General features: G+C 38.6%; 15 protein-coding genes and 1 riboswitch. Of the genes, 10 read left to right on the forward strand and 5 right to left on the reverse strand.

Going from position 1 to position 21,092, the window contains the following annotated elements; genetic code table 11:
* Positions 1-54: 54 nt before the first annotated feature.
* The 4 genes from HXT25_RS06040 to HXT25_RS06055 all read left to right on the forward strand — a co-directional run bounded on the left by HXT25_RS06040 (position 55) and on the right by HXT25_RS06055 (position 4,378).
* A complete protein-coding gene (locus HXT25_RS06040; RefSeq protein ID WP_004111864.1) occupies positions 55-1,434 on the forward strand; it encodes an alpha/beta fold hydrolase in 1,380 nt (459 codons plus the stop codon).
* A 135-nt stretch (positions 1,435-1,569) separates the two neighbouring features.
* Positions 1,570-2,373 (forward strand): pyrroline-5-carboxylate reductase, encoded by an 804-nt coding sequence (proC, locus tag HXT25_RS06045; protein WP_004115289.1) that lies wholly within the window; start codon positions 1,570-1,572, stop codon positions 2,371-2,373.
* A gap of 57 nt (positions 2,374-2,430) precedes the next feature.
* Positions 2,431-3,519, forward strand: a complete 1,089-nt coding sequence (ychF, locus tag HXT25_RS06050) for a redox-regulated ATPase YchF (protein ID WP_004111854.1) — start codon at positions 2,431-2,433, stop codon at positions 3,517-3,519.
* A 115-nt stretch (positions 3,520-3,634) separates the two neighbouring features.
* Complete coding sequence (locus HXT25_RS06055) at positions 3,635-4,378, forward strand: L,D-transpeptidase (protein WP_415681170.1); 744 nt, start codon at positions 3,635-3,637, stop codon at positions 4,376-4,378.
* Positions 4,379-4,457: 79 nt separating this feature from the next.
* Here HXT25_RS06055 and HXT25_RS06060 read toward each other — a convergent pair whose 3' ends face one another.
* Positions 4,458-5,519 (reverse strand): YeiH family protein, encoded by a 1,062-nt coding sequence (locus HXT25_RS06060; protein WP_422118810.1) that lies wholly within the window; start codon positions 5,517-5,519, stop codon positions 4,458-4,460.
* A gap of 240 nt (positions 5,520-5,759) precedes the next feature.
* On the opposite strand from HXT25_RS06060, the gene HXT25_RS06065 reads away from it, so the two are divergent.
* The 3 genes from HXT25_RS06065 to HXT25_RS06075 all read left to right on the forward strand — a co-directional run bounded on the left by HXT25_RS06065 (position 5,760) and on the right by HXT25_RS06075 (position 11,478).
* The gene (locus HXT25_RS06065) at positions 5,760-6,128 is read left to right on the forward strand and encodes a DUF488 domain-containing protein (protein ID WP_004138317.1); all 369 of its coding nucleotides are present in this window, start codon (positions 5,760-5,762) and stop codon (positions 6,126-6,128) included.
* Positions 6,129-6,473: 345 nt separating this feature from the next.
* Entirely contained in the window at positions 6,474-7,763 is a 1,290-nt protein-coding gene (locus tag HXT25_RS06070; RefSeq protein ID WP_116692138.1) for a uracil-xanthine permease family protein, read from the forward strand.
* Between the two features lie 139 nt (positions 7,764-7,902).
* Positions 7,903-11,478: a UPF0182 family protein gene (locus HXT25_RS06075; protein ID WP_415698089.1), complete on the forward strand. Its 3,576-nt coding sequence runs from the start codon at positions 7,903-7,905 to the stop codon at positions 11,476-11,478.
* A gap of 86 nt (positions 11,479-11,564) precedes the next feature.
* On the opposite strand, the gene HXT25_RS06080 is transcribed toward HXT25_RS06075, so the two are convergent.
* Entirely contained in the window at positions 11,565-12,356 is a 792-nt protein-coding gene (locus HXT25_RS06080) for an ABC transporter permease (RefSeq protein ID WP_116772896.1), read from the reverse strand.
* Positions 12,357-12,670: 314 nt separating this feature from the next.
* Here HXT25_RS06080 and HXT25_RS06085 point away from each other — a divergent pair, with 314 nt between their 5' ends.
* The 3 genes from HXT25_RS06085 to mfd all read left to right on the forward strand — a co-directional run bounded on the left by HXT25_RS06085 (position 12,671) and on the right by mfd (position 18,079).
* Positions 12,671-13,723, forward strand: a complete 1,053-nt coding sequence (locus tag HXT25_RS06085; protein WP_004111836.1) for an ABC transporter substrate-binding protein — start codon at positions 12,671-12,673, stop codon at positions 13,721-13,723.
* Positions 13,724-13,887: 164 nt separating this feature from the next.
* Entirely contained in the window at positions 13,888-14,487 is a 600-nt protein-coding gene (pth, locus tag HXT25_RS06090; RefSeq protein ID WP_004111835.1) for an aminoacyl-tRNA hydrolase, read from the forward strand.
* Positions 14,477-18,079: a transcription-repair coupling factor gene (mfd, locus tag HXT25_RS06095; RefSeq protein ID WP_004117972.1), complete on the forward strand. Its 3,603-nt coding sequence runs from the start codon at positions 14,477-14,479 to the stop codon at positions 18,077-18,079. The genes pth and mfd overlap by 11 nt, the downstream gene beginning before the upstream one ends.
* 33 nt (positions 18,080-18,112) lie before the next feature.
* Here the strand turns inward: mfd and HXT25_RS06100 are convergent, their stop codons facing one another.
* The 3 genes from HXT25_RS06100 to HXT25_RS06110 all read right to left on the reverse strand — a co-directional run bounded on the left by HXT25_RS06100 (position 18,113) and on the right by HXT25_RS06110 (position 20,901).
* On the reverse strand, positions 18,113-18,853 hold the full coding sequence (locus tag HXT25_RS06100) for an ABC transporter ATP-binding protein (protein ID WP_004111829.1): 741 nt from the start codon (positions 18,851-18,853) through the stop codon (positions 18,113-18,115).
* A 58-nt stretch (positions 18,854-18,911) separates the two neighbouring features.
* Positions 18,912-19,916 (reverse strand): ABC transporter substrate-binding protein, encoded by a 1,005-nt coding sequence (locus tag HXT25_RS06105; protein WP_004111826.1) that lies wholly within the window; start codon positions 19,914-19,916, stop codon positions 18,912-18,914.
* Between the two features lie 187 nt (positions 19,917-20,103).
* Entirely contained in the window at positions 20,104-20,901 is a 798-nt protein-coding gene (locus HXT25_RS06110; RefSeq protein ID WP_004111824.1) for an ABC transporter permease, read from the reverse strand.
* A riboswitch (TPP riboswitch) is annotated at positions 20,892-20,994 on the reverse strand. Its footprint overlaps the gene before it by 10 nt.
* Between the last annotated feature and the right edge of the window lie 98 nt (positions 20,995-21,092).

Below are 21,092 nucleotides of genomic sequence, written 5' to 3' on the forward strand. Positions count from 1 at the left end.
GTATGTGATTTGTTATTGCAACGTTGCATGCGAGTGCAGAAAGGAATGTTTACAATGGCACTGCTAGCAAAGTATTACGTACCAGGATTGTATGTAGAAGAGCGCGCAATCGATGTTCCTTTAGACTGGGAGCAAAACACTCCAGGCGATTCTATTAAAGGGGAGACGATTCGCCTATTTTGCAGAGTTATTTGTGCTCCAGAACATGTGCATGACGATTTGCCTTTGCTAGTGTTTTTGCAAGGAGGCCCAGGGGGTCAGTGCCCTCGTCCGCTTTCGCCGTCTAGCGATGGTTGGATTCAAGAGGCAATTAAGCATTTTCGTGTTGTTCTTCCAGACCAGCGTGGCGTTGGGCGCTCTTCTAGAGTAGATGCTTCTACGATTAAGCGCATGGCAGACGACGGCGTGAGTGTAGAGAGGCAAGCATGGTATTTAAAGCGATTCTTAGCTGATTCTATTATTCGCGATTTTGAGCATTTGCGCTTAACTGAGTTTAATGCAAAGCCGTGGGTTTCTTTGGGTCAAAGTTATGGTGGATTCTTAACGCTTACGTATTTGTCTCTTTTCCCACAGGGCTTACTTGCAAGCTTTACAACGGGCGGTATTCCTCACATTCCAGCTAATGCTCTAGAAGTTTACGAGCACACGTTCCCGCGTATGGCTAGAAAAACTGAGCAATTCTACGAGCGTTATCCGCAGGATGTTGCGCGCGCTGCAGCTATTGCAGATAGGATTTCTCAAGGAGATGTTTTCTTGCCTAATGGCGAAAAGCTTACGGTTGAGCGCTTTCAGACTCTTGGTTCATCTTTTGGCATGAAGCCAAGTTTTGAAAGAGTTCATTGGCTTATTGACTCTGCATTTTCGGATGGAGATGGCTCTCTTAAGGCGTTTAAACATGGTGGTGGAACAGCAGATGGCTATTTAAGCGATGAGTTTCTTTATGGCGTTATGGATGCAACATCTTCTAGTCCGCTATATTGGCCACTACAAGAGTTCATTTATGCGGATGGCGAATTAGATCATCCAATTCGTTGGGCAGCTCAGCAAGTTCGAGAAACAATGCCAGAGTTTGCTGGCAGTGCGCGTCCGCTTTTGTTTACTGGCGAAGCTGTGTTTCCGTGGATGTTTGATCAGCAAAAAGCTTTGCAACCGTTCTTGCCAGCTGTTGATTGCATGATGAACGATATGCAATTTGGCAAGATTTACGACTTAGATCAACTCGCAAATAATGAAGTTCCTTTGCAAGCAGCGGTTTATTTCGATGACTTGTATGTTGATTCTGGTCTTCAGCTAGACACTTTGTCTCATATTTCTAACTCTCATTATTGGACTACTAACGAGTTTGAGCACGATGGTGTTCATGGCGACTTTGTGTTCCGTCATTTGCTAGAAGAGGCAAAGAATCGTGGAGATTTAGAGACTATATATAAGTGATATAAGTCGTATAAGTAACTTTTGATTAAAGTACCTAACAAATGATTAGATATACAAGTTGTATGTACAAATGATTAGATGCTTAATAAAAAGTTAGTGTTTAGTTTATTGTTTACTTATTAGGGAGATTTGTTAATGAGTTCTAACTCAATTGGAACCGTTGGATTTATTGGCTTTGGAAACATGGCTCAAGCGATTGCGCAAGGCTTGATTCGCGCTAATGTTTTGCAAGGAAAAGATATGGTTGCATGCGCAGCCCACTTTGAAAAACTTGTTAATACTACGAGCAAATTTGGAGTAAAAGCGTTAAAAAGCGCGTGTGAAGTTTGTGATGCTAGTGATATTTTAATTCTGGCTGTAAAACCAAATCAGATTGAAGAAGTTCTGCATCCTATTGCAAAAACTATTGTGGACAGAAAAATAGCAATCATATCCGTTGCAGCAGGCTGGAGTCTTAAGCATTACCAGAATCTACTTGGCAAAGATGCTAACGTGCAATGCATTATTCCAAACACGCCAATCGCAGTTTGCCAAGGAGTTACTTTAGCAGAAGACGAAAATACGCTAACCGATAGTCAGCTAGAAGCTTTTAATGCGATTTTTAATCCGATTTCTTTAGTCGAGCGAGTAGATAGCGAGCACATAAATATTGCAATGTGTGTTTCTAGTTGTGCTCCGGCTTTTACTGCTATGTACATGGAAGCTTTAGCGGATGCTGGCGTAAAGTATGGTCTAAAGCGAGATTGCGCATATCGTTTGGCTGCAAAGATGATTGAGGGAGTCGGTGCTCTGTATATGGATACTCGCATTCATCCAGGCGTTATGAAAGACGCTGTATGTTCTCCTGGCGGCACTACGATTCGAGGTGTTTCAAAGCTAGAATCGTGTGGTTTTAGGGGAGATGTTATTAGCGCGGTTGATGCAATTCAACAAAAATAAAACAATACGAGTATAGTAGAGTCGTCAATTCCTCTAGCTGGTCTAAAGTAGGTAATTATGTCTTTAACAATTGGAATCGTAGGTTTACCTAACGTTGGTAAATCGACTATGTTTAATGCTCTAACAAGAAATAACGTTTTAGCAGAAAATTATCCGTTTGCAACAATCGAACCAAATACTGGTATTGTGCCTTTGCCAGACAAACGTTTGCCTGTTTTAGCGAAGCTTGTTAAAACCGAGAAAATAGTTCCAGCAACCGTTACATTTGTTGATATTGCAGGAATCGTTAAGGGTGCAAGCGAAGGCGAAGGCTTGGGCAACAAGTTTCTTGCTAATATTCGTGAAGCAGATGCCATTTGCGAAGTTGTTCGTGCATTTAACGATGATGACATTGTGCATGTTAATGGCAAGGTAGATCCAGCAGACGATATTGACACAATCAACACGGAGCTTATTCTTGCTGATTTGCAAACAATCGAGAATGCTTTGCCAAAGTTAGAAAAAGATTTACGTGGTAAAAAAGTTACTCAAGAATACGTGAATGCTGTAAATAAAGCTAAGGAAATTCTTGAATCTGGCAAGACAATTGATCAGGCTCATAATGAGAAGTTGATTAATAAAGACGACGTTTATGATTTGCACTTGCTTACTGCTAAGCCTTTTATTTACGTGTTTAACGTTGACGATTCGGAGCTTTCGGATGACTCTTTAAAGTCTAAGCTAGCTGCATCTGTAGCTCCTGCAAAGGCGATTTTCCTTAACGCACAATTTGAGTCGGAGCTTACTGAGCTTGATGAAGAAGATGCTCGAGAAATGTTAGCTGATGCGGGCTTGCAAGAATCTGGATTGGATCAGCTTGCTCGAGTCGGATTTGATATTCTAGGGCTTCAAACCTATTTGACGGCTGGCGTTAAAGAAGTTCACGCATGGCAAATTCATAAGGGTTGGACAGCTCCGCAAGCTGCAGGCGTTATCCACACTGATTTTGAGCGTGGATTTATTAAAGCAGAAGTTGTTTCATACGATGATTTTGTTGAAGCTCAAGGCTCAATGGCTAAAATTAAGGAAGAAGGAAAGCTTCGTCTTGAAGGCCGCGATTATGTTATGCAAGACGGAGATATTGTTGAATTTAAGTTTAATGTGTGATTAGTTAAACAATTTGTCTAAACAATAATCATATTAATGTGTGACGGCGCTGCTTAGGTACTGTAGTATAGTATCAAAGTAGCGCCTTTTTATTTTGTTTATTTATGGAGATTTTATGAATATATTTTATTCTTTAAAAAGCGTTCTAAGGTCACTTATTGCGCGATTAGTGAAATATATTATTAGCTTAAAATCTCCAGAAAACCGCAAAATTTTCTATAAGCGCGTTTCTACTATTCTAGTTATTTTAATCTTTTTCAGCTTTGTTGGTTTTCAAGTATCTCATGTTATTGAAGAAGTAAATAGTCGAATCTCTAATAACACAAAATCTTATTATTCAAAACGCAAAAACAATAAGAGTAATAAAAGTAATAAAAAATCTAAAATAAAGATAGATTACTTAAATAATCCTATAATTAAATCTTCTGATTTATGGAAAATTCCTACAGGAGGTCAGTATCCGAATCTTTCTGGTGTCGATGCAAATCATTTACATGTAAATGTAGACCTTAAAAAACAACGTGTTTATATTTATGCGAATAATAATCTTGTTTATACGATGATCGTTAGCGCTGGAATGGATGAATCAACTCCTAAAGGTGATTATAAAATTGGTGCACGAGGTGACCATTTTTATAATGATAGAGAAAAGATGGGTGGCGACTATTGGGTTGGTTTTATAGGTTCTGAATATTTATTCCACTCTGTGCCAACCAGGTTTAATTTTGGTGATTATATTGTTCCAGAGGCTCAAAAGCTGGGTGTTCCTGCGTCTCATGGATGTGTTCGGTTAAGTGTGCCTGACTCTAAGTGGTTCTATTCGTATATTCCAGATGGAACTTCTGTACATATTGGATAACTGAAATATTTATTGATTATATATGCAAAGAGGATTCCCCTAAGGGAATCCTCTTGTTTCTTTTATAATGTCTGTTCTTTTAGAAGAACAAAATACTTGCAACGCAAGCTAACACAACTAGCACTATAGAAGCCAAGAAGCTTGCCAAGAACGCTGCTTTTCCTTGCTTAAATATAACTCTAAAGTTTACGTTGATTCCAAGAGCAGCCATTGCCATTCCTAGGAATACGTATCCTGCGTCAACAAGTAGGGATGCGTAAGACGAAACAAAAGGCACATATGTACCAATAACGGATGCTGCAATAAAACCGAGCATAAACCATGGGAAGTTAATCTTGCGTTTTCCGTTATCTTCTACTTGGCTGTGACGAGCATTCCACCAAATTGCAATAAAGATTGATGTAGGAACAAGCATAAGAACTCGTGTAAGCTTCATGATTGTTGCAACGTCAATACTCCCAAAAGCTCCGCCTGCTGCAACAGCGTGTGCAATTTCGTGAAGAGATGCGCCAGATGCGATTCCAAGCTGCTGCTTAGTCATTCCGAAATGAGGGAGAATGAAAATTTCAGCCAAAGCGTAGATTGTGCCCATAATTGCGACTGTTGCAACAGCCATAACTTCGTTTTGTTCTTTTTCATCCTCTTCTTGTGGAGGTACAGGCATGGAGCCAGAAAGGCCCATAACAGCTGCCGCTCCGCAAATGCTTGTTCCACCTGCTGTTAGCATTGCAAGCTGAGGACTTACTTTAAGAAGTTTTGCAATGTTATAAGTAACGCAAACCATAACAGCAACGAGTATAGCTGCGATTGGTAGGCACTTTAAACCTTGAGTAAATAGAACGTGCAAATTTAGCTTAAAGCCTAGCAAAATAATACCTAGTCGAAGTAGTTTATTTGCAATTAGACCAGCAGAAGATTTAACTCCAGCTCTTCTAGAATCATTATTCAATTTGTATACGTGCAAAGGCAGCTGCAGGGCCATGCCAATAAGCAACGCAATGATAAGCGCTCCCAAAAGGCTTAAGCCTGGGAACTGCTTGAGCCAGCTACCAATTAAGGAAGCTAGAAGAGTCAACACTGCTATAAGAGCCATGTTGATGGTGCAGATTTTCTTTTTCCATGTATCAAAGAAATTAACCATTTAGCTAAGTATTCTCTCATAATCGGACAAAAATGAACAAAAATTCAAAAATATTTACACATTTATTTGCATTTTGGCTTGATTACAAGCAACACGCTAAAAATAAAAATCACATAATAAAACATATTCGATAAAAATCTATCGTAGTCTTGTATTAGTTTCATTCGGATTGTGATTAATTAAATCTTGTTGAAAAAAATCATAATTGTGTAATCATTATATGTAGTTAAAGAGGTAATTATGTGCAATATTAATATTCAAGTTAAACGCATTTATGAATCATCTGATGAACATGATGGCTTACGAGTATTAGTAGATAGATTGTGGCCTAGAGGAATAAGTAAAGAAAAGGCAAATCTTGATTTGTGGTGTAAAGATATTGCTCCATCAAGTGATTTGCGAAAATGGTTTGGGCATAAGTCTGAGCGTTTCGAAGAATTTGCTAATCGTTATATTGAAGAGCTAGACGAGAATCAAGATTGTGTAAACCAAATCGTAGATATATGTAGAAAAAATAAAAAAGTAACGTTTTTATATGGCGCGAAAGATCTGCGTATAAATCATGCAATTGTGTTAAAAGATTACATTCAAAATGTTTTGCAAAATTAAGATTGTAATAATCAGATTTAATACGTAAGCAAAAGTTTATAAGTATAAACTTTTATTAGTATTAATTAGTTGTGTTTTATCTGTTTTCGACACACCGATTTTCCTTGATATTTCAATGAAAATCACATGTAAATTTGTTATTTTTAAAATTGCCTCGACACTTTATGATTAGTACATTAGAATGACCATTTGGCTAAGGGGCGGCGGTTGATGGCGACCTCTGCGGAAGCTGCCAAACCTGCGCTCGAGTAGTGCTTGTTTTTTTTTTTTTAAGCTGGCGCTTGTTTTTTGTAGTTGTTCGACTACAAACATATATACGAACTCGTTTTACACAAGGAGAAAACGATGAAATCGTTGTTTACATGGCAGCTTCATGGTGACGGAAAAACTTTGAAGCCAGGAGAAGTAGTAGAGCCAGATGAGCGTCTAACTTGGACTCGTACTGCTGGTATTGGCGCTCAGCATGTTATTGCTATGTTTGGCGCAACATTCTTAGTGCCAATTCTTACAGGCTTTGATCCGTCTACTACTTTAATGTTCACGGCTCTTTCCACAGCACTGTTCTTGTTGATTAACGCAAATAAGCTTCCTAGTTATTTAGGAAGCTCTTTTGGTCTTATAGCACCTGTTATGGCTGTAACTGCTGCGCATAAAGGTATTGCTGTAGCAAGCTTTGGCATTATGTGCACAGGTATTCTTCTTGCTTTAATCGGTGTGCTTGTGCATTTTGCAGGAGCAAAGTGGATTGACATTATTATGCCTCCTGTTGTTAACGGTGCAATCGTTGCAATCATTGGCTTTAACTTGGGTCCAGCTGTTTGGGGCAATTTCCAAAAGGCGCCAGATACTGCTTTAGTAACTTTGGTTGCAGTTATGCTTATTGCAGTAATTTTCCGCGGTCTTCTTGGACGTTTAAACATTTTGCTTGGCGTTCTTGTTGGCTACGCTTACGCATGCTTCCAGGGTCAAGTTGACTTTAGTAAGATTGAGCAAGCTTCTTGGATTGGCTTCCCTAAGTTCCACACTCCGCAAGTCGACTTCTCTGTTTTGCTTATGTTCTTGCCAGTTGTGCTCGTTCTTATTGCAGAAAACGTTGGTCATGTTAAGTCTGTAGCTCAGATGACTGGTCGTGACTACGATTCCAAGATTGGTACCGCTTTGTTTGCAGACGGCTTAGGTACTGCAATTGCTGGGTGCTTTGGCGGCTGCGGTACTACAACATATGGCGAAAACATTGGCGTTATGGCTGCAACAAAAGTGTATTCTACTGCCGCTTATTGGTGCGCTGCATTCTTCGCATTCGTATTAAGCCTCTGCCCAAAGTTTGGTGCAATTGTAAACTCCATTCCAGCAGGCGTTTTGGGCGGCGTAACCACCTTGCTTTACGGCATGATTGGCATGATCGGCGTGCGCATTTGGGTAGAGAACAAAGTGAACTTCGATAAGCCAGTTAACATTATGATTGCTGCAATCGTTATGATTATTGGCATTGCTAACTTCCAATTTGCTGTTTCTGGAATTCAGTTTAACGGTATTGCAATCGGCACTGTTGTTGTGTTGGTTGTTTACCACGTAATGAAAGCAATTGGTAAGCTCACTGGAACAATCGCTAAAGACGATCCAGATGTTGCTTAGCTTAAATGCTTACATGATTTAATTTAATAAAATTAGGCGCGTTCGCTACTTTGTGAGCGCGCTTTTTTGTAATTATTTTTGATTACACAACAAACACAACACGTAGATTAGGAGTAATTAGTATAGTACTATTATCCTTATGTTGAAAGTCATCATAGAAATAATCATTGGCATTGCATGGGTTGCTTTTGGCGCGTATATGGCTAAAAAACCTAAAAACACTAAAGTGAATAAGCGTTCCGATTATTCAAGCGATGGAAAGAAAAAGAGCAATCAAAATAATGATTTTGCCGATACTTCTTCCGATGCTTCTGCGGATGATTCCAGCGATCAAGATGTAGTTATAGAAAGCATTGATGAAGATAATAGCAATACAAATATTGTTGCTAAAGATGCTTCTAAAAATGAGTCTAATAGTGAAAACAAAGATAAGACTTTTTCAAAGTTTGCAAAAAAAATAGGAGATTGGGCAGATAGTGACGATGGTGACATCGGTGACCTCTTTAGTGATCTATTAGAAGCTAAGAAAAAACTAGAAAACGAAGGCGATTTGCCAAAAAATAGCGATATTAGCGAAGATAGCGAAAGCAATACTAGCAATATTAGCGATAATAGTAAAAGCAATAAAAGCGATAATAAAAGCTCAAACAGTAAGGAGAATAATCGCTATATGAGAATAGATTTTGATGTAAATAAGTTTGTTGGAAAATCAAGAAAATGGCGTTGGGCTATTGTTGCAATAGTAGTAGCAATAGCGTTTATATGCTCAATTATTTTTGGTTTTTCTACTTTTATTACAGATTGCATGTGGTATGCACAACTTGGATTCGAGAGCGTAATCTGGATTCAACTAGCCGCTAAAATCGGCGTTTGGGCTTTGTACGCTCTGCTTATGGCTGCATTTGGGTATTTGTCTGCATATATTGCGATTAAAAAACGTCCTGGAAGCGAAGATGGCGTATATGTTAAAGAAAAAGGCAATATTTTAGACACTAAAAAGGGAATAAGCTCTAAGCTTGCAATGCATGTTGCAGGAGTTGTGTCTTTGATTGTAGGCGCTGTGTTTGGAATGCAATTCTACAATCATTGGGTGCAAATTCTGCTTATGTTTAACTACCAATCATTTGGTATTAAAGATCCGCAATTTGGATTTGATAACGGATTCTATGTGTTTGTTTTGCCAGGATTGCGTCTTTTTACAAGAGCGTTTATTGTTCTTCTTGCTGTTTCTTTGCTATTTAGCGTTATAACAAACGCTTTGATGGGAGCTGTAAGAATTACGCTTCCTGTTGGCGGCAAGGGCATTTTTAGCATAACTAAAAGCGCAAGGCGTCAAATTTCTGCGTGGTTTATGCTCGTTATTATTTTCTGGTCCGTTTTGCAAATCTTAGATGTGTTTGCGATTGTAAATTTGGATGGTTCTAAGATTACTGGCGGATCTTACACAGATATGAATGCTGGTGTTCCTTCCAGCATTGCAATGGCTGTAATAACACTAATTGTTGGAATTGTTATAACAGCGTGGTTGCTAAAATCTCATGCTCTTAATGGAAATGTAAAAATTGGCACGCGATTTGTTGTAGCTGTTAAAGCTTGGCGCACACCTGCTGTAGCTGTTGCGTCTCTTGTTGCATGCGCTATGGTGTTGTCTTTTGCTTGGCCTGCTCTTTTGCAACGTTTTAAAGTAGCACCGAATGCTCAAGAATTAGAAGCCACTTATATTCAGCGAAATATTGATGCAACTAAGTTTGCGTATGGCTTAAATAATGTTAAAAAAGAATCGTATAACGCTACTTCGGAAGGAAAGTCTGGAGCGCTTGCAAAAGAAGCGGAGTCTACTGCACAAATCAGGCTTTTAGACCCTCAAGTTACTTCTCCAACATTCCGCCAATTGCAGCAATCTAAGCAATACTATACTTTTGCAGATACTCTTTCTGTAGATAAGTATGACATTGATGGCGTGAGTCAAGACACGGTTATTGCTGCAAGAGAGCTTGATTTAGCTGGAAACGATAATCGAAATTGGGTTAATGACCATACTGTTTACACGCACGGATATGGCGTGGTTGCAGCATACGGAAATAAGGTTACTGCAGATGGTCAGCCGCAATTTATGGAATATGGAATTCCAACTCAAGGAAAGCTTACAAAGTTGAAGAAGTATGAGCCGCGTATTTACTTCTCGCCAAACGCTCCAAAGTATTCTATTGTTGGTTCTCCAAAAGGCACTGCTCCTTGGGAATTTGATTATCCAACTGGTTCAAATGGCGCTTTAACAACGTTTAAGGGAAATGGTGGACCAAGAGTAGGAAACTTCTTCTCTAGGTTGTTGCACGCTATTCGTTTTGAGTCAGATCAGATTCTGTTCTCTGATAGAGTTACTTCTGATTCGCAGATTTTGTATGATCGTGATCCTAAGACTCGCGTTTCTAAAGTTGCTCCATACTTGACTTTAGATGGACGCGTTTACCCAGCGGTTGTTGACGGACGAGTTAAGTGGATTGTTGACGGATACACAACGTCCGATTCTTACCCATATTCGCAAATGACTGATTTTGGTCAGGTGACTCAGGATTCTACAACCACAACATCTCGTTCTATTAAAGGCTTAACGAATCAGCGAGCAAACTATATTCGCAATTCAGTTAAAGCTACTGTTGATGCTTACGACGGTTCGGTTGATTTGTATGTTTGGGATAAAAAGGACCCTGTGATTAAGGCTTGGAGATCAATATTCCCAGGTCATTATCACGATATTTCTAAGATTTCTGGCGATTTGATGAGTCATATTCGATACCCAGAAAGCTTGTTTAAAGTGCAAAGGCATTTGCTTGCAAAGTATCATGTTGATAGCGCAAGCCAGTTCTTCTCGGGAGAGGACTTCTGGCAGACTCCAGTAGATCCTACAGAATCTCAAAGTCTTCAGCGAGAAGATATTTTGCAGCCTCCATACTATTTGACTTTGCAAACCAGAGGGGCCAACAAGCCAGTATTTTCGCTTGTTTCCACATATATTCCTGCTGGAAAAATCACTCGAGAAATCCTAACTGGATTCTTGTCTGTAGATTCGGATGCTGGAAATGTTGCTGGAAAAGTAAGCGAAAATTATGGCAAACTAAGACTTCAAGAGTTGCCTAAAGTTTCCAATGTTCCAGGTCCTGGTCAAGCTCAAAACAACTTTAACGCTAATGCAAATGTTTCTAAAGAGTTGAATTTGCTTGAATCTGGCTCAACCAAAGTTAAGCGTGGAAACTTGCTTACATTGCCTCTTGGTGGAGGATTGGTTTACGTAGAGCCTGTTTACGTACAATCTAGCGGTTCTACGAGCTACCCATTGCTTAAGAAAGTATTGGTTGCTTTTGGAGATCAAGTTGGATTTGCTGACACTTTGGATGAAGCATTAAACCAAGTGTTTGGAGGAAACTCTGGCGCAAACGCTGGCGATGCTTCCAATAATTCTGGCTCAAATGAAAATGTCTCCAATAAAAACAATGCAAATAATTCCAATAAGAGCGATGCTAAAAATAGTGCAAATGCACCTGCAAAATCTAATTCTATTAGTGAAAAAGCTAGGATTGCACTTAAACGAGCAGCTCAAGCATTGAAGGATTCTGATTCTGCAATGAGATCAGGGAATTGGCAAGCATATGGAAAGGCTCAAAAAGAGCTTAGCGATGCTATTAATGATGCAATGAGTGAAGAAGCTGTTAAGTAGAATTAGAAGACAGTTTTGGAACAATAAAAATTAATGCCGAACATAATCGATTACATTATGCTCGGCATTAATTTTATATATCAGTTTTACAGTTGATTATCTGGATCTTCATCGTCTTCCACAGGACCTAGAAGAAGTTTTTCAGCTGTATTTATAACAAGCATTAGAAAAGCTGTAAGAATTATTATTGCTATAGTTGCTGAAAAAATAAGTGGAGTTCTAAAAGAGTTATATGCGGATTGAAGCCAAATACCCAAGCCGTTTCTAGCTCCTAAATATTCTGCTGTAGCAGCTGTTCCCAAAACATATGCTGCGCTAATTTTAATTCCTCCGAAAATTTGCCTAGCCGCTACGCGCAACTTAACATGCCACAAAGTCCAAGTAGCATTAGCTCCACAAGTTAATGCAACATCGGTATAAAAACTAGGAACTGCGTCTAATCCTCGAACAGTTTGAACAGCAATAGGAAACATACTAAAAATCATTACTATTACTATTTTCCCAGACATTTCAAATCCAAACCAAATCAAGAAAATTGGTGCAATAGAAATTAAAGGCATAGTTTGAGCCGCGCACAGTAATGGGAATAAAGCAGACTTAACTAGCTTAGAAACGTGGAAAAATACGCCCAGAAGAATTCCGCATATTATTGCTAGTGCAAAGCCAATAACTGTTTCTTGAGTTGTTATTAGTGCAGCAGGCAATAAAGTAGGGAATGATTCAATTGTGTCTTGAGCAATAGAAGTTGGTGTAGGAATAAGATTTGGCGATATATTATAGTGTTGGCAAGCAAATTGCCATAGAACCAGCACAATTGCTATTGATATTACAGTTGGCAGACACTTTGCAAGCGTAGTCTTTAAACGCGATTGCGTCATTTATTTTCAATCCTTTTCTTGAATATTAAACTAGTGACATAAAAATAGCGACTGCTGCCCCAATCGCATAAATTCAGAAATAAGAATAGCACGTGTATTCTATCAGAATCTTATGTTTGTAACATGATTATTAATTTGTCGATTGAATCGTGCATAATCAAAATGTTTCGTGAGTCAATGTGTGGCAAACCTAGTCAAACTCTTAGCTTGATAGGGGGCATTGAACGGCGCGGGCTAGGCCCTTGATACCGTTTTCTGCCAAGTCTGTGCTGCATTTCCCAGAAAATGGTAAGTAAAAACAAAGTAGGGAACTCATGAATATGCGTGTTTTAAAGCGTGGTCTTGCGTTTATTCTTTCTGCATTTTGTGTATTATCTCTTTCTGCATGTGGATTTGAGGATAATAATCAAAATTCGAATCTTCGTAAAGTATCTTTTATGCTTTTTTGGGCACCAGATACGAATCATATTGGTATCTATGTTGCAAAGCATAAAGGTTGGTTTAAGGATGCAGGATTAGATGTAGATTTGCTTGCTGTTGCTCCAACTGGTTCTGAACATGCTGTAGACAGTGGTGCAGCTGATTTTGCTCTTACTACATTAACTAATGTTGCTGATTCTTCTACAAAGGGAGCTAATCTTGAGCAGGTTATGCAAGTGCAGCAAAAACCAAGTGCAATCTGGTGTGCTCTTGCTAAAAACAATAAGATTCATTCTCCTAAAGATTTTGATGGAAAAACTTACGCGTCTTTTGGTGCTGCAGAAAGTGATGTTGTAATTAACAGAATGATTCAGCATGATGGCGGCAAGGGTAAATTCGATAAAGTTACTGTTGGAACCTCAACTTTCCGTACTCTTGAATCTGGAAAAGCAGATTTTGGTGGGTTTTATGCGACTTGGGAAGGTGTCCAAGCAGATATGTTCGGTCCTAAGCTTCGTTGTTTTAGGTCTAGAGATTATGGAGTTCCTGGTCAGCCAGATACGATTGGTATTATTACTAATAAGCGAACAATTAAACGTGATCCTAAGCTTGTTCGCGCATTCGTTAAAGCTGCAAAGCGTGGGTATGAATACGCGTATTCACACCCAGATGAAGCATCTGACATTTTGGTTAAAGAAGCTAAAGATGCAAATCTTAATCCAAAATTTGTTAAACGCAGCATGAAACTGATCGTCGATGGTCAGTATTGGGGAAACCACGCAGATATTAAAAGTGGAAAGTTTGTGTTTGGTACAAGTGATGTTAAAGGTGCTCAAGACTACTTTAACTTCTTAAGCCAAGGAGGAGCTTACACTGATGCAAAAGGTAAGGTAACTCATAAAACTCCTCAAGCTAAAGAATTATCCACCGACGAATTCTTAAAATAGTTTTTGCGAAAGTTTTAAACAATAACCGCATTATTTAAACAATGACCGTCTTATTGGTAGAATAGTGCACAGTATATGAGGGCGTATCGAGAGCCTACGTATTTAAGTAGTATTCAATCGGTACGCCCATTTCGTTGTTGAGTTTATGAGTTGGAGTGTGCGCTATGGCATCGGATTTTTGGCTGATTGTAGGACTTGGAAATCCTGGATCGAAGTATGAAGGTACACGTCATAATATGGGTTTTATGGTTGCAGACGTGTTAAGTGAGCGTTGGTCAATATCTTTTTCCGACCATAAGGGTTTGTCAAAATTAGGCAAGGGAGTAATGAATTTAGACGGTAAATCGGCGAAGTTTTTCCTCGCTAAGCCACTCACATTTATGAACGATTCTGGTGCTGCTGTTTCGTCAATAAGCTCGTATTATCAGATTGAAACTGACCATATTGTGATTATCCATGACGATATGGATTTGGATTTTGGTCGGATTAAAGTAAAATCTGGCGGTTCTGCTGGAGGTCATAATGGTATTCGTTCTATTGATCGCAGTCTTGGAACTCCGCAATATGCTCGTGTGAGAATGGGTGTGGGGCACGCTCAACGCGGAGCGCACGCGCATGATAATACTGTTAATTGGGTTTTGGGTGGTTTTGCCGGTGCGCAAAAATCTGAACTTCCTAATTTTTTGGCAGATGGTGCTGATGCAGTAGAAAGTGTGATCTTCCGCGGGCTTAGCGCCACTCAGGAGCATTTCAATGGCAAATAAATCTGATTTTTTTGCTAACAATATGTCAGATTCTAAAGATTTTATAAATTCTAACGTTTCTTTTGAAAATATACTTAAAGATATTTTAGATAAAAATGAAGCGTTTAAATCTTTAGTTTCTAACGTGCTAGATTTTCCGAATCCGCTTACTGTAGCATCTCCTTTAGGTTCTAGACCTGCTATAGCAGCTGCAATATCAAAGAGTAGTCCTGTTGTACTAATTACTCCATCTGGTAGAGATGCTAGTGACGCTGTTTCTTCAATACGCGATTGGTATGATGGAGATCCTCAGGATATTGCCGAACTCGAGGCTTGGGAGACTCTTCCTCATGAGCGTCTTTCTCCTAGAGCAGACACTGTGGCAAGTAGAATGTCGGTTTTTAGAAGATTAAAACATCCTCAAAGTGGCAAAAATAGAATGTTTAGCCCAATTCGTGTGCTTGTTATGCCAGTTCGTTCTATTATTCAGCCAGTTGTTGAAAATATTTCAGACGTGGAGCCTCTTGTTTTTGAATGTGGTAAAGAAGTTCCTATAGATTCTGCTGTAAAACGTCTTGTTGAAAACTCATATAATCGCGTTGAGTTGGTTATGAATCGTGGAGAATTTGCAGTTAGAGGTGGAATAATAGATGTTTTTTCTCCAACGATGAATCATCCTGTTAGAATCGAATTTTTTGGAGACGAAATCGACACGATTAAGCAGTTTCATGCATCTGATCAACGCACATACGGTGAGAATATTAATAGTATTTGGGCTACTGCTTGTAGAGAATTACAGCTTACAAAAGATATTCAAAATCGTGCAAAATCTTTGATTGGTAAAATTCAAAATGCTGACGACATGTTGGAATCCATATCGAATGCAATACCAGTAGAGGGTATGGAGTCGTTGCTTCCAGCATTAGTTGACAAAATGGAACCAGTAGAAAATCTGCTTCCAAAAAATTCTATAATATTGATTTCTGACCCAGAAAAATGTAGGCGCGCAGCTCAAGATTTAAGTAGAACTGCTAATGAATTTTTGGCAGCAAGCTGGCATGTAGCTGCATCTGGTAGAGGAGCAGGTGCTCCAATAACATTCGATCAGGCGAGTTTTCTTGATTTTGATGAAACTTTAGCAAGCTTAGAAAATAAGAATCATCAGGTAATAAATTTAACGAGTTTTGGATCTGATAAGTCGCCAGCAACCGTAGATATTAAAGAATCTAGCGAAAATAAAATTGTAAAAAATAGCCGTCTAGAATTGAGCATTAAATCTCCTCAAGAATTTAGAGGAGACAATGAAAAGATTTCTAGTGGAATATCTGGTCTTATAGCAAACGGATTTAAAGTTTACATAATTGCATCCGCATATGGAACCTTATCTAGACTAAGTCGCGCAATACAATCAACTGGAATTTTTGATTTTATACCGATTCAGTCGCAAATAGTGGACGGATTCATAGATGAACAAAGTAAGATCGCTATTCTTACAGAAAGAGATTTGACTGGAAAAACATCTTCTGCAAGCGCGCTTAAAACTCCTAGGAGAAGACGAAAATCAATAGACCTTCTAGATCTTAAACCAGGCGATTTTGTTGTTCACGATCAGCATGGAATCGGAAAATTTATAGGCATGAGGCAGCGAAATATAAAAACCTCAAGTGGAGAAGCTACTCGTGAATACTTGGAAATTGAATACGCGCCAAGTAAACGTAATGCGCCTGCCGACAAGCTTTTTATTCCAACCGATCAACTCGACTTGGTTAGCAAATATATTGGGGCTGAAATCCCAAAGTTAAACAAACTTGGAGGATCAGATTGGGCTGCTACAAAGGCAAAAGCTAAAAAGCATGTTCAAGAAGTTGCAGAGGATTTAATCAAGTTATATTCAGCCAGAGCATCTACTAAAGGTTTTGCCTTCAGCTCTGACACTCCGTGGCAAAAAGAGCTGGAAGATGCATTTCCGTATCAAGAAACGCCAGATCAGCTTACTACTATTGACGAAGTTAAACAAGATATGCAGAAGCCAATTCCAATGGATAGGTTGATTTGCGGAGATGTTGGGTTTGGTAAAACGGAAATTGCTGTTCGAGCTGCATTTAAAGCTGTTCAAGACGGTAAACAAGTAGTTGTTCTAGCGCCAACCACTCTTTTGGTTCAGCAGCATTACGAGACTTTTACTAACCGTTTTTCTGGCTTCCCTGTAACAGTTGCCGCAATGAGCAGATTCCAGAGTGCAAAAGAAATAGACGCTACAATGCAAGGAATAGAATCCGGGCAAGTAGATGTTGTTGTTGGAACTCATAAACTTTTAAATCCAAATATAAAATTTAAAGATTTAGGATTAGTGATTATAGACGAAGAACAACGTTTTGGTGTTGAACATAAAGAAACTTTAAAAGCTCTACGAACAAATGTAGATGTGCTTAGCCTTTCTGCAACACCTATTCCTAGAACGCTTGAAATGGCTGTTACGGGTATTCGTGAAATGTCTACGCTTGCTACGCCTCCAGAAGATCGTCTACCAGTCTTGACTTATGTTGGAGCATATGAAGATGCACAAGTTGCAGCCTGTGTTAAACGTGAATTATTGCGTGGAGGACAAGTATTTTACGTTCATAATCGCGTAGAAGATATTAGTAAAATTGCCTCTAATATTCAAAAACTTGTGCCAGATGCTCGAGTGGCGATTGCGCACGGAAAAATGGGTGAGAAGCAACTTGACACTATTATTCGTGATTTTTGGCATAGGGATATTGATGTTCTTGTTTGCACTACGATTATTGAAACAGGATTAGATATTTCTAATGCAAATACGCTTATTGTAGATCACGCTGACAGATTCGGTTTAAGTCAGCTTCATCAATTACGAGGGCGAGTTGGAAGAGGTCGTGAGCGCGCATACGCATACTTTTTGTACGATCCTACTAAGCCTATGACTCAGCAGGCTCACGACAGGCTTGCAACAATCGCTCAATATACTGCTCTTGGCTCTGGTTTTGATGTTGCTATGAAGGATTTGGAATTGCGCGGAACTGGCAATTTGCTTGGAGATGCTCAGAGTGGGCATATTGAAGGAGTCGGATTCGATTTATATGTTCGGATGGTCTCTGAAGCTGTTGAAAAATATAAGGAACCAGATCATAAAGAGTCCATATCTGTTTCTATTGATTTGCCAATAGAAGCCTCAATTCCAGTATCTTATATTGATTCAGATAAATTACGTTTGGAAGCTTATAGGAAGCTTGCTGAGGCTCAGAATGATGAAGACTTAAAAGAGATTTTCAATGAGTTAAGCGATAGATATGGAAATCCTCCTAAATCCTTACAAACATTATTTGATGTTGCAAGATTACGTTTTAAAGCTAAACAAATGGGTATTAATCAAATAAGCATGCAAGGTAAAACTGTGCGCGTTATTGGCGTAGATCCAGCTCAATCTGTTTGGATGCGTTTGAGTAGGATCTACAGGGGAGCACAGTTTAAGCCTGTAACCCACACAATGATTTTTCCATCTCCTTTTGCGTCTGTTTTAGGGGATTCATCGTCTATGAGTGAAAAAGAGATAGTCGAATGGGCTAAGCAACTTTTAGAAGACATTGATTGGTAAAAATTAATAGGTGAATTTTAAATAGTGGACATGTCACTTTAAGGCAAGTCTTAAATCATCTTCAATAGAAACATGATTTGTAGGTCTTCCTTGCGAATCAACACTGCTCCTATCGATATTCCATTGCCTTGATATTACGCCATTTTGAAGCATTAGAATACGATCTGATAATCTTACAGCTTCCGCAATATCGTGAGTAACCATGATTGTGCTCCAGCCGTTTTGTGTTCTTAGCTTAGCTAGAAGATCTTGCATGTCTAGTCTTGTTAAAGCATCTAATGCGCCGAAAGGTTCGTCTAAAAGCAATAGCTCTGGGTTTCTTACTAATGCTCTAGCTAAAGAGACGCGTTGAGCTTGACCGCCAGAAAGTTGAGAAGGCCATTTATTGGCGTATTCTTCTAATTGCATTTTGCTAAGAGCATTATTTGCAAGTTTTTTAAGATTGTTTTTACTGTCTGAAAGACCAAAAACAACGTTTTCACCAATTTTTAGCCATGGGATTAATCTTGCATCTTGGAATCCTATAGCCTGCATGTCTGTAACGTTTATACTGCCGCTTGTAGGTTTTAGTAAACCAGATATTACTTTAAGAAGCGTTGTTTTTCCACAACCTGATCTGCCAATAAGTGAGACAAACTCGCCTTGCTTAATGTTTAAATTAATATCTTTCAAAACCTTATAAGTGTCGTCAAATGCTACTTCAATATGCGTTAAAGAAACACAGTAGGAATTGTTGACATTATTAGCATTATTTTCATTGTTTTGAATGTTCATATTAACTCCTACTGTGTTTTGATTTTGAAAATTATTTAGCGTATTTTAAAGGTTTAGGTTACTTGCTGCAATCCATTACGGAATCATCCAAGTTTGTTGGAGCTTGCTTAATTAAACCATATTTTACGTATTCTTTTGCCTGAACCTTCATCATTTCTAAGCCTTTCTTATCGATTGGCTTAATTGTTGGATTATCGAATTTTTCAATCTGCTTAATGATTGTATCGCTTGCTCCAAGTTGCTTATAAGCATTCCCGATAACATTCTTTTCTTTATGTGACTTATTAGCTTCGCGAACAAGAGCGTTATACATTTTTTTAACGAGCTCAGGATGCTTCTTAGCAAATTTTCTAGAAACAATGTGAATGGTAACATTCATGTTGCCATACTTTTTAGCGTTAACAAGTAATTTTGACCCAGGGGTTGTCATCGCTGCAGCAAGATTCTGATCGAATGAGGAAATTGCATCAATCTGTCCAGATGTAAATGCTGCTTGGAAGTTCTTAGGGCTCATCTCTACTTTATGCACTTTAGAAACGTCTAATCCGCTTTTATCGAATGCGCGGTGAAGCATGTAATCGCCAGTATCACCGTTGTGAATAATAGCAACTTTCTTTCCATATAAGTCTTTTAGTGTTTTTGCGCCGCTTTTTGCGGATGCAACGATTCCTTGAGAATCACCATTGTAATATTCGAGCGCAAATGCAACCCAAGGTTGACCTTCTGCAATCAAATCAATAAATCGTCCAGTTCCAGTAGTTGTTGCATCAGCGCTTCCGCTCATAACTGCGGTAAGACCATCAACTGGAGTGTATGGTCCAGTATAGGTGACTTTTGCTTTTCCAAATTCTTCCTGAAGGAATTTTTCATTTTTTAACGTTGTTAAATAGTTTGCTGTAGAAAGATAAGCAACCCTCATTATTCCCGTATCTTTGCTAGAAGATTGGGAGTTATTTGCAGGTTTTTGAGCTCCGCCGCAAGATGCAAGAGCGATAGTTGCGCAAAAAGCGCATATTGCTGCAATAGAGCGTTTGCTAGCAATTTGTATTTTGAAATTAGCCATGATTTGGCTCCTTTACCTTTATTTTGTGTTTTTCTTATTTGGTTTATTTGGTTGTTGATTAAATTTTGTTGATTAAATTTTTATAAAAATTGACTTATTTTTAAAAGTATCGTTAAAAGTATCTCTAAAATTCACAGAGGATTTTAGAGATACTTTATTTACGTGAATTTCTAAAATCAACTCTTTGTTAAGATTCTCTATTTACTCTGCGTTCTGGCATAAGCCAATATTCGAATATGTTTGCAGTAACTTCTGATCCAAGTCCTGCAATCGCATATAAAATAATGCATGCCATCATTTGATCTGGTCTAAAGAATTGTTGAGCTCTAGAAAGAATATATCCGATTCCTATTGAAGAATTAACTGTTTCACAAGTAACTAAAGCAACCCATGCTACGGAAATTGAAAATCGCAATCCTGTCATAAAATTAGCTAGTGTTCCTCGCATAAAAATTGTTGTAAAAACAGTCGATTTTTTAACGTTATAAGCCTTTGCAAGTTCTATTAGTTTAGGGTCAATGTTCCTTACTCCATCTCGAATATTGACATACATTGGTCCAAAAACACCAAGCGCTATAAGCATTATTTTCATCATTTCGTCCACACCGAGAAAAATGATCAATAAAGGTGCTAATGCTGGGAATGGGATGGATCTGAGCATATGACTTGGTTTATTTATTACTGATTCTCCTATTTTGCTTCCGCCAGAAATGATTCCAGATGGCAAAGCAAAAGCAATTCCTAAAAGAAGACCAGCTACAACTCTAAATATGCTTATTGCAAGAGACGGTAGTAATATTCCTTCGTTGTTTAAGTCAACAAATGCTTTTATTACCTCGCTTGGAGATGGCAAAGCGCGATTTTCGGCAGGAGTTAAGGTTATTAAAAACCATAAAAAAAGAATCGCTATAGTAGAAAGCCAAGCTTTTAAAGAAATAAAAGCTTTATGATGCAGTTTTGCAATCGCGCTAAAAAGGTTATTCATAACGACATTCCCTTCGATAGTTTTAGCTATATCAGGTTCGACGGGTATAATCTCAGCAATTACAATTAAATAATTGCACCCCGTGTCAGTTTGTTATTATCGTATAAAGGCATGGACAAATCGCGAAACGCTTAGATTATATAGGCTTGTATCTTTAACGACTTACGCTACGAAATAACGTCCATAAAACG

The sequence above is a fragment of the Gardnerella sp. DNF00476 genome, from assembly GCF_049262735.1.
GTDB lineage: Bacteria > Actinomycetota > Actinomycetes > Actinomycetales > Bifidobacteriaceae > Bifidobacterium > Bifidobacterium vaginale.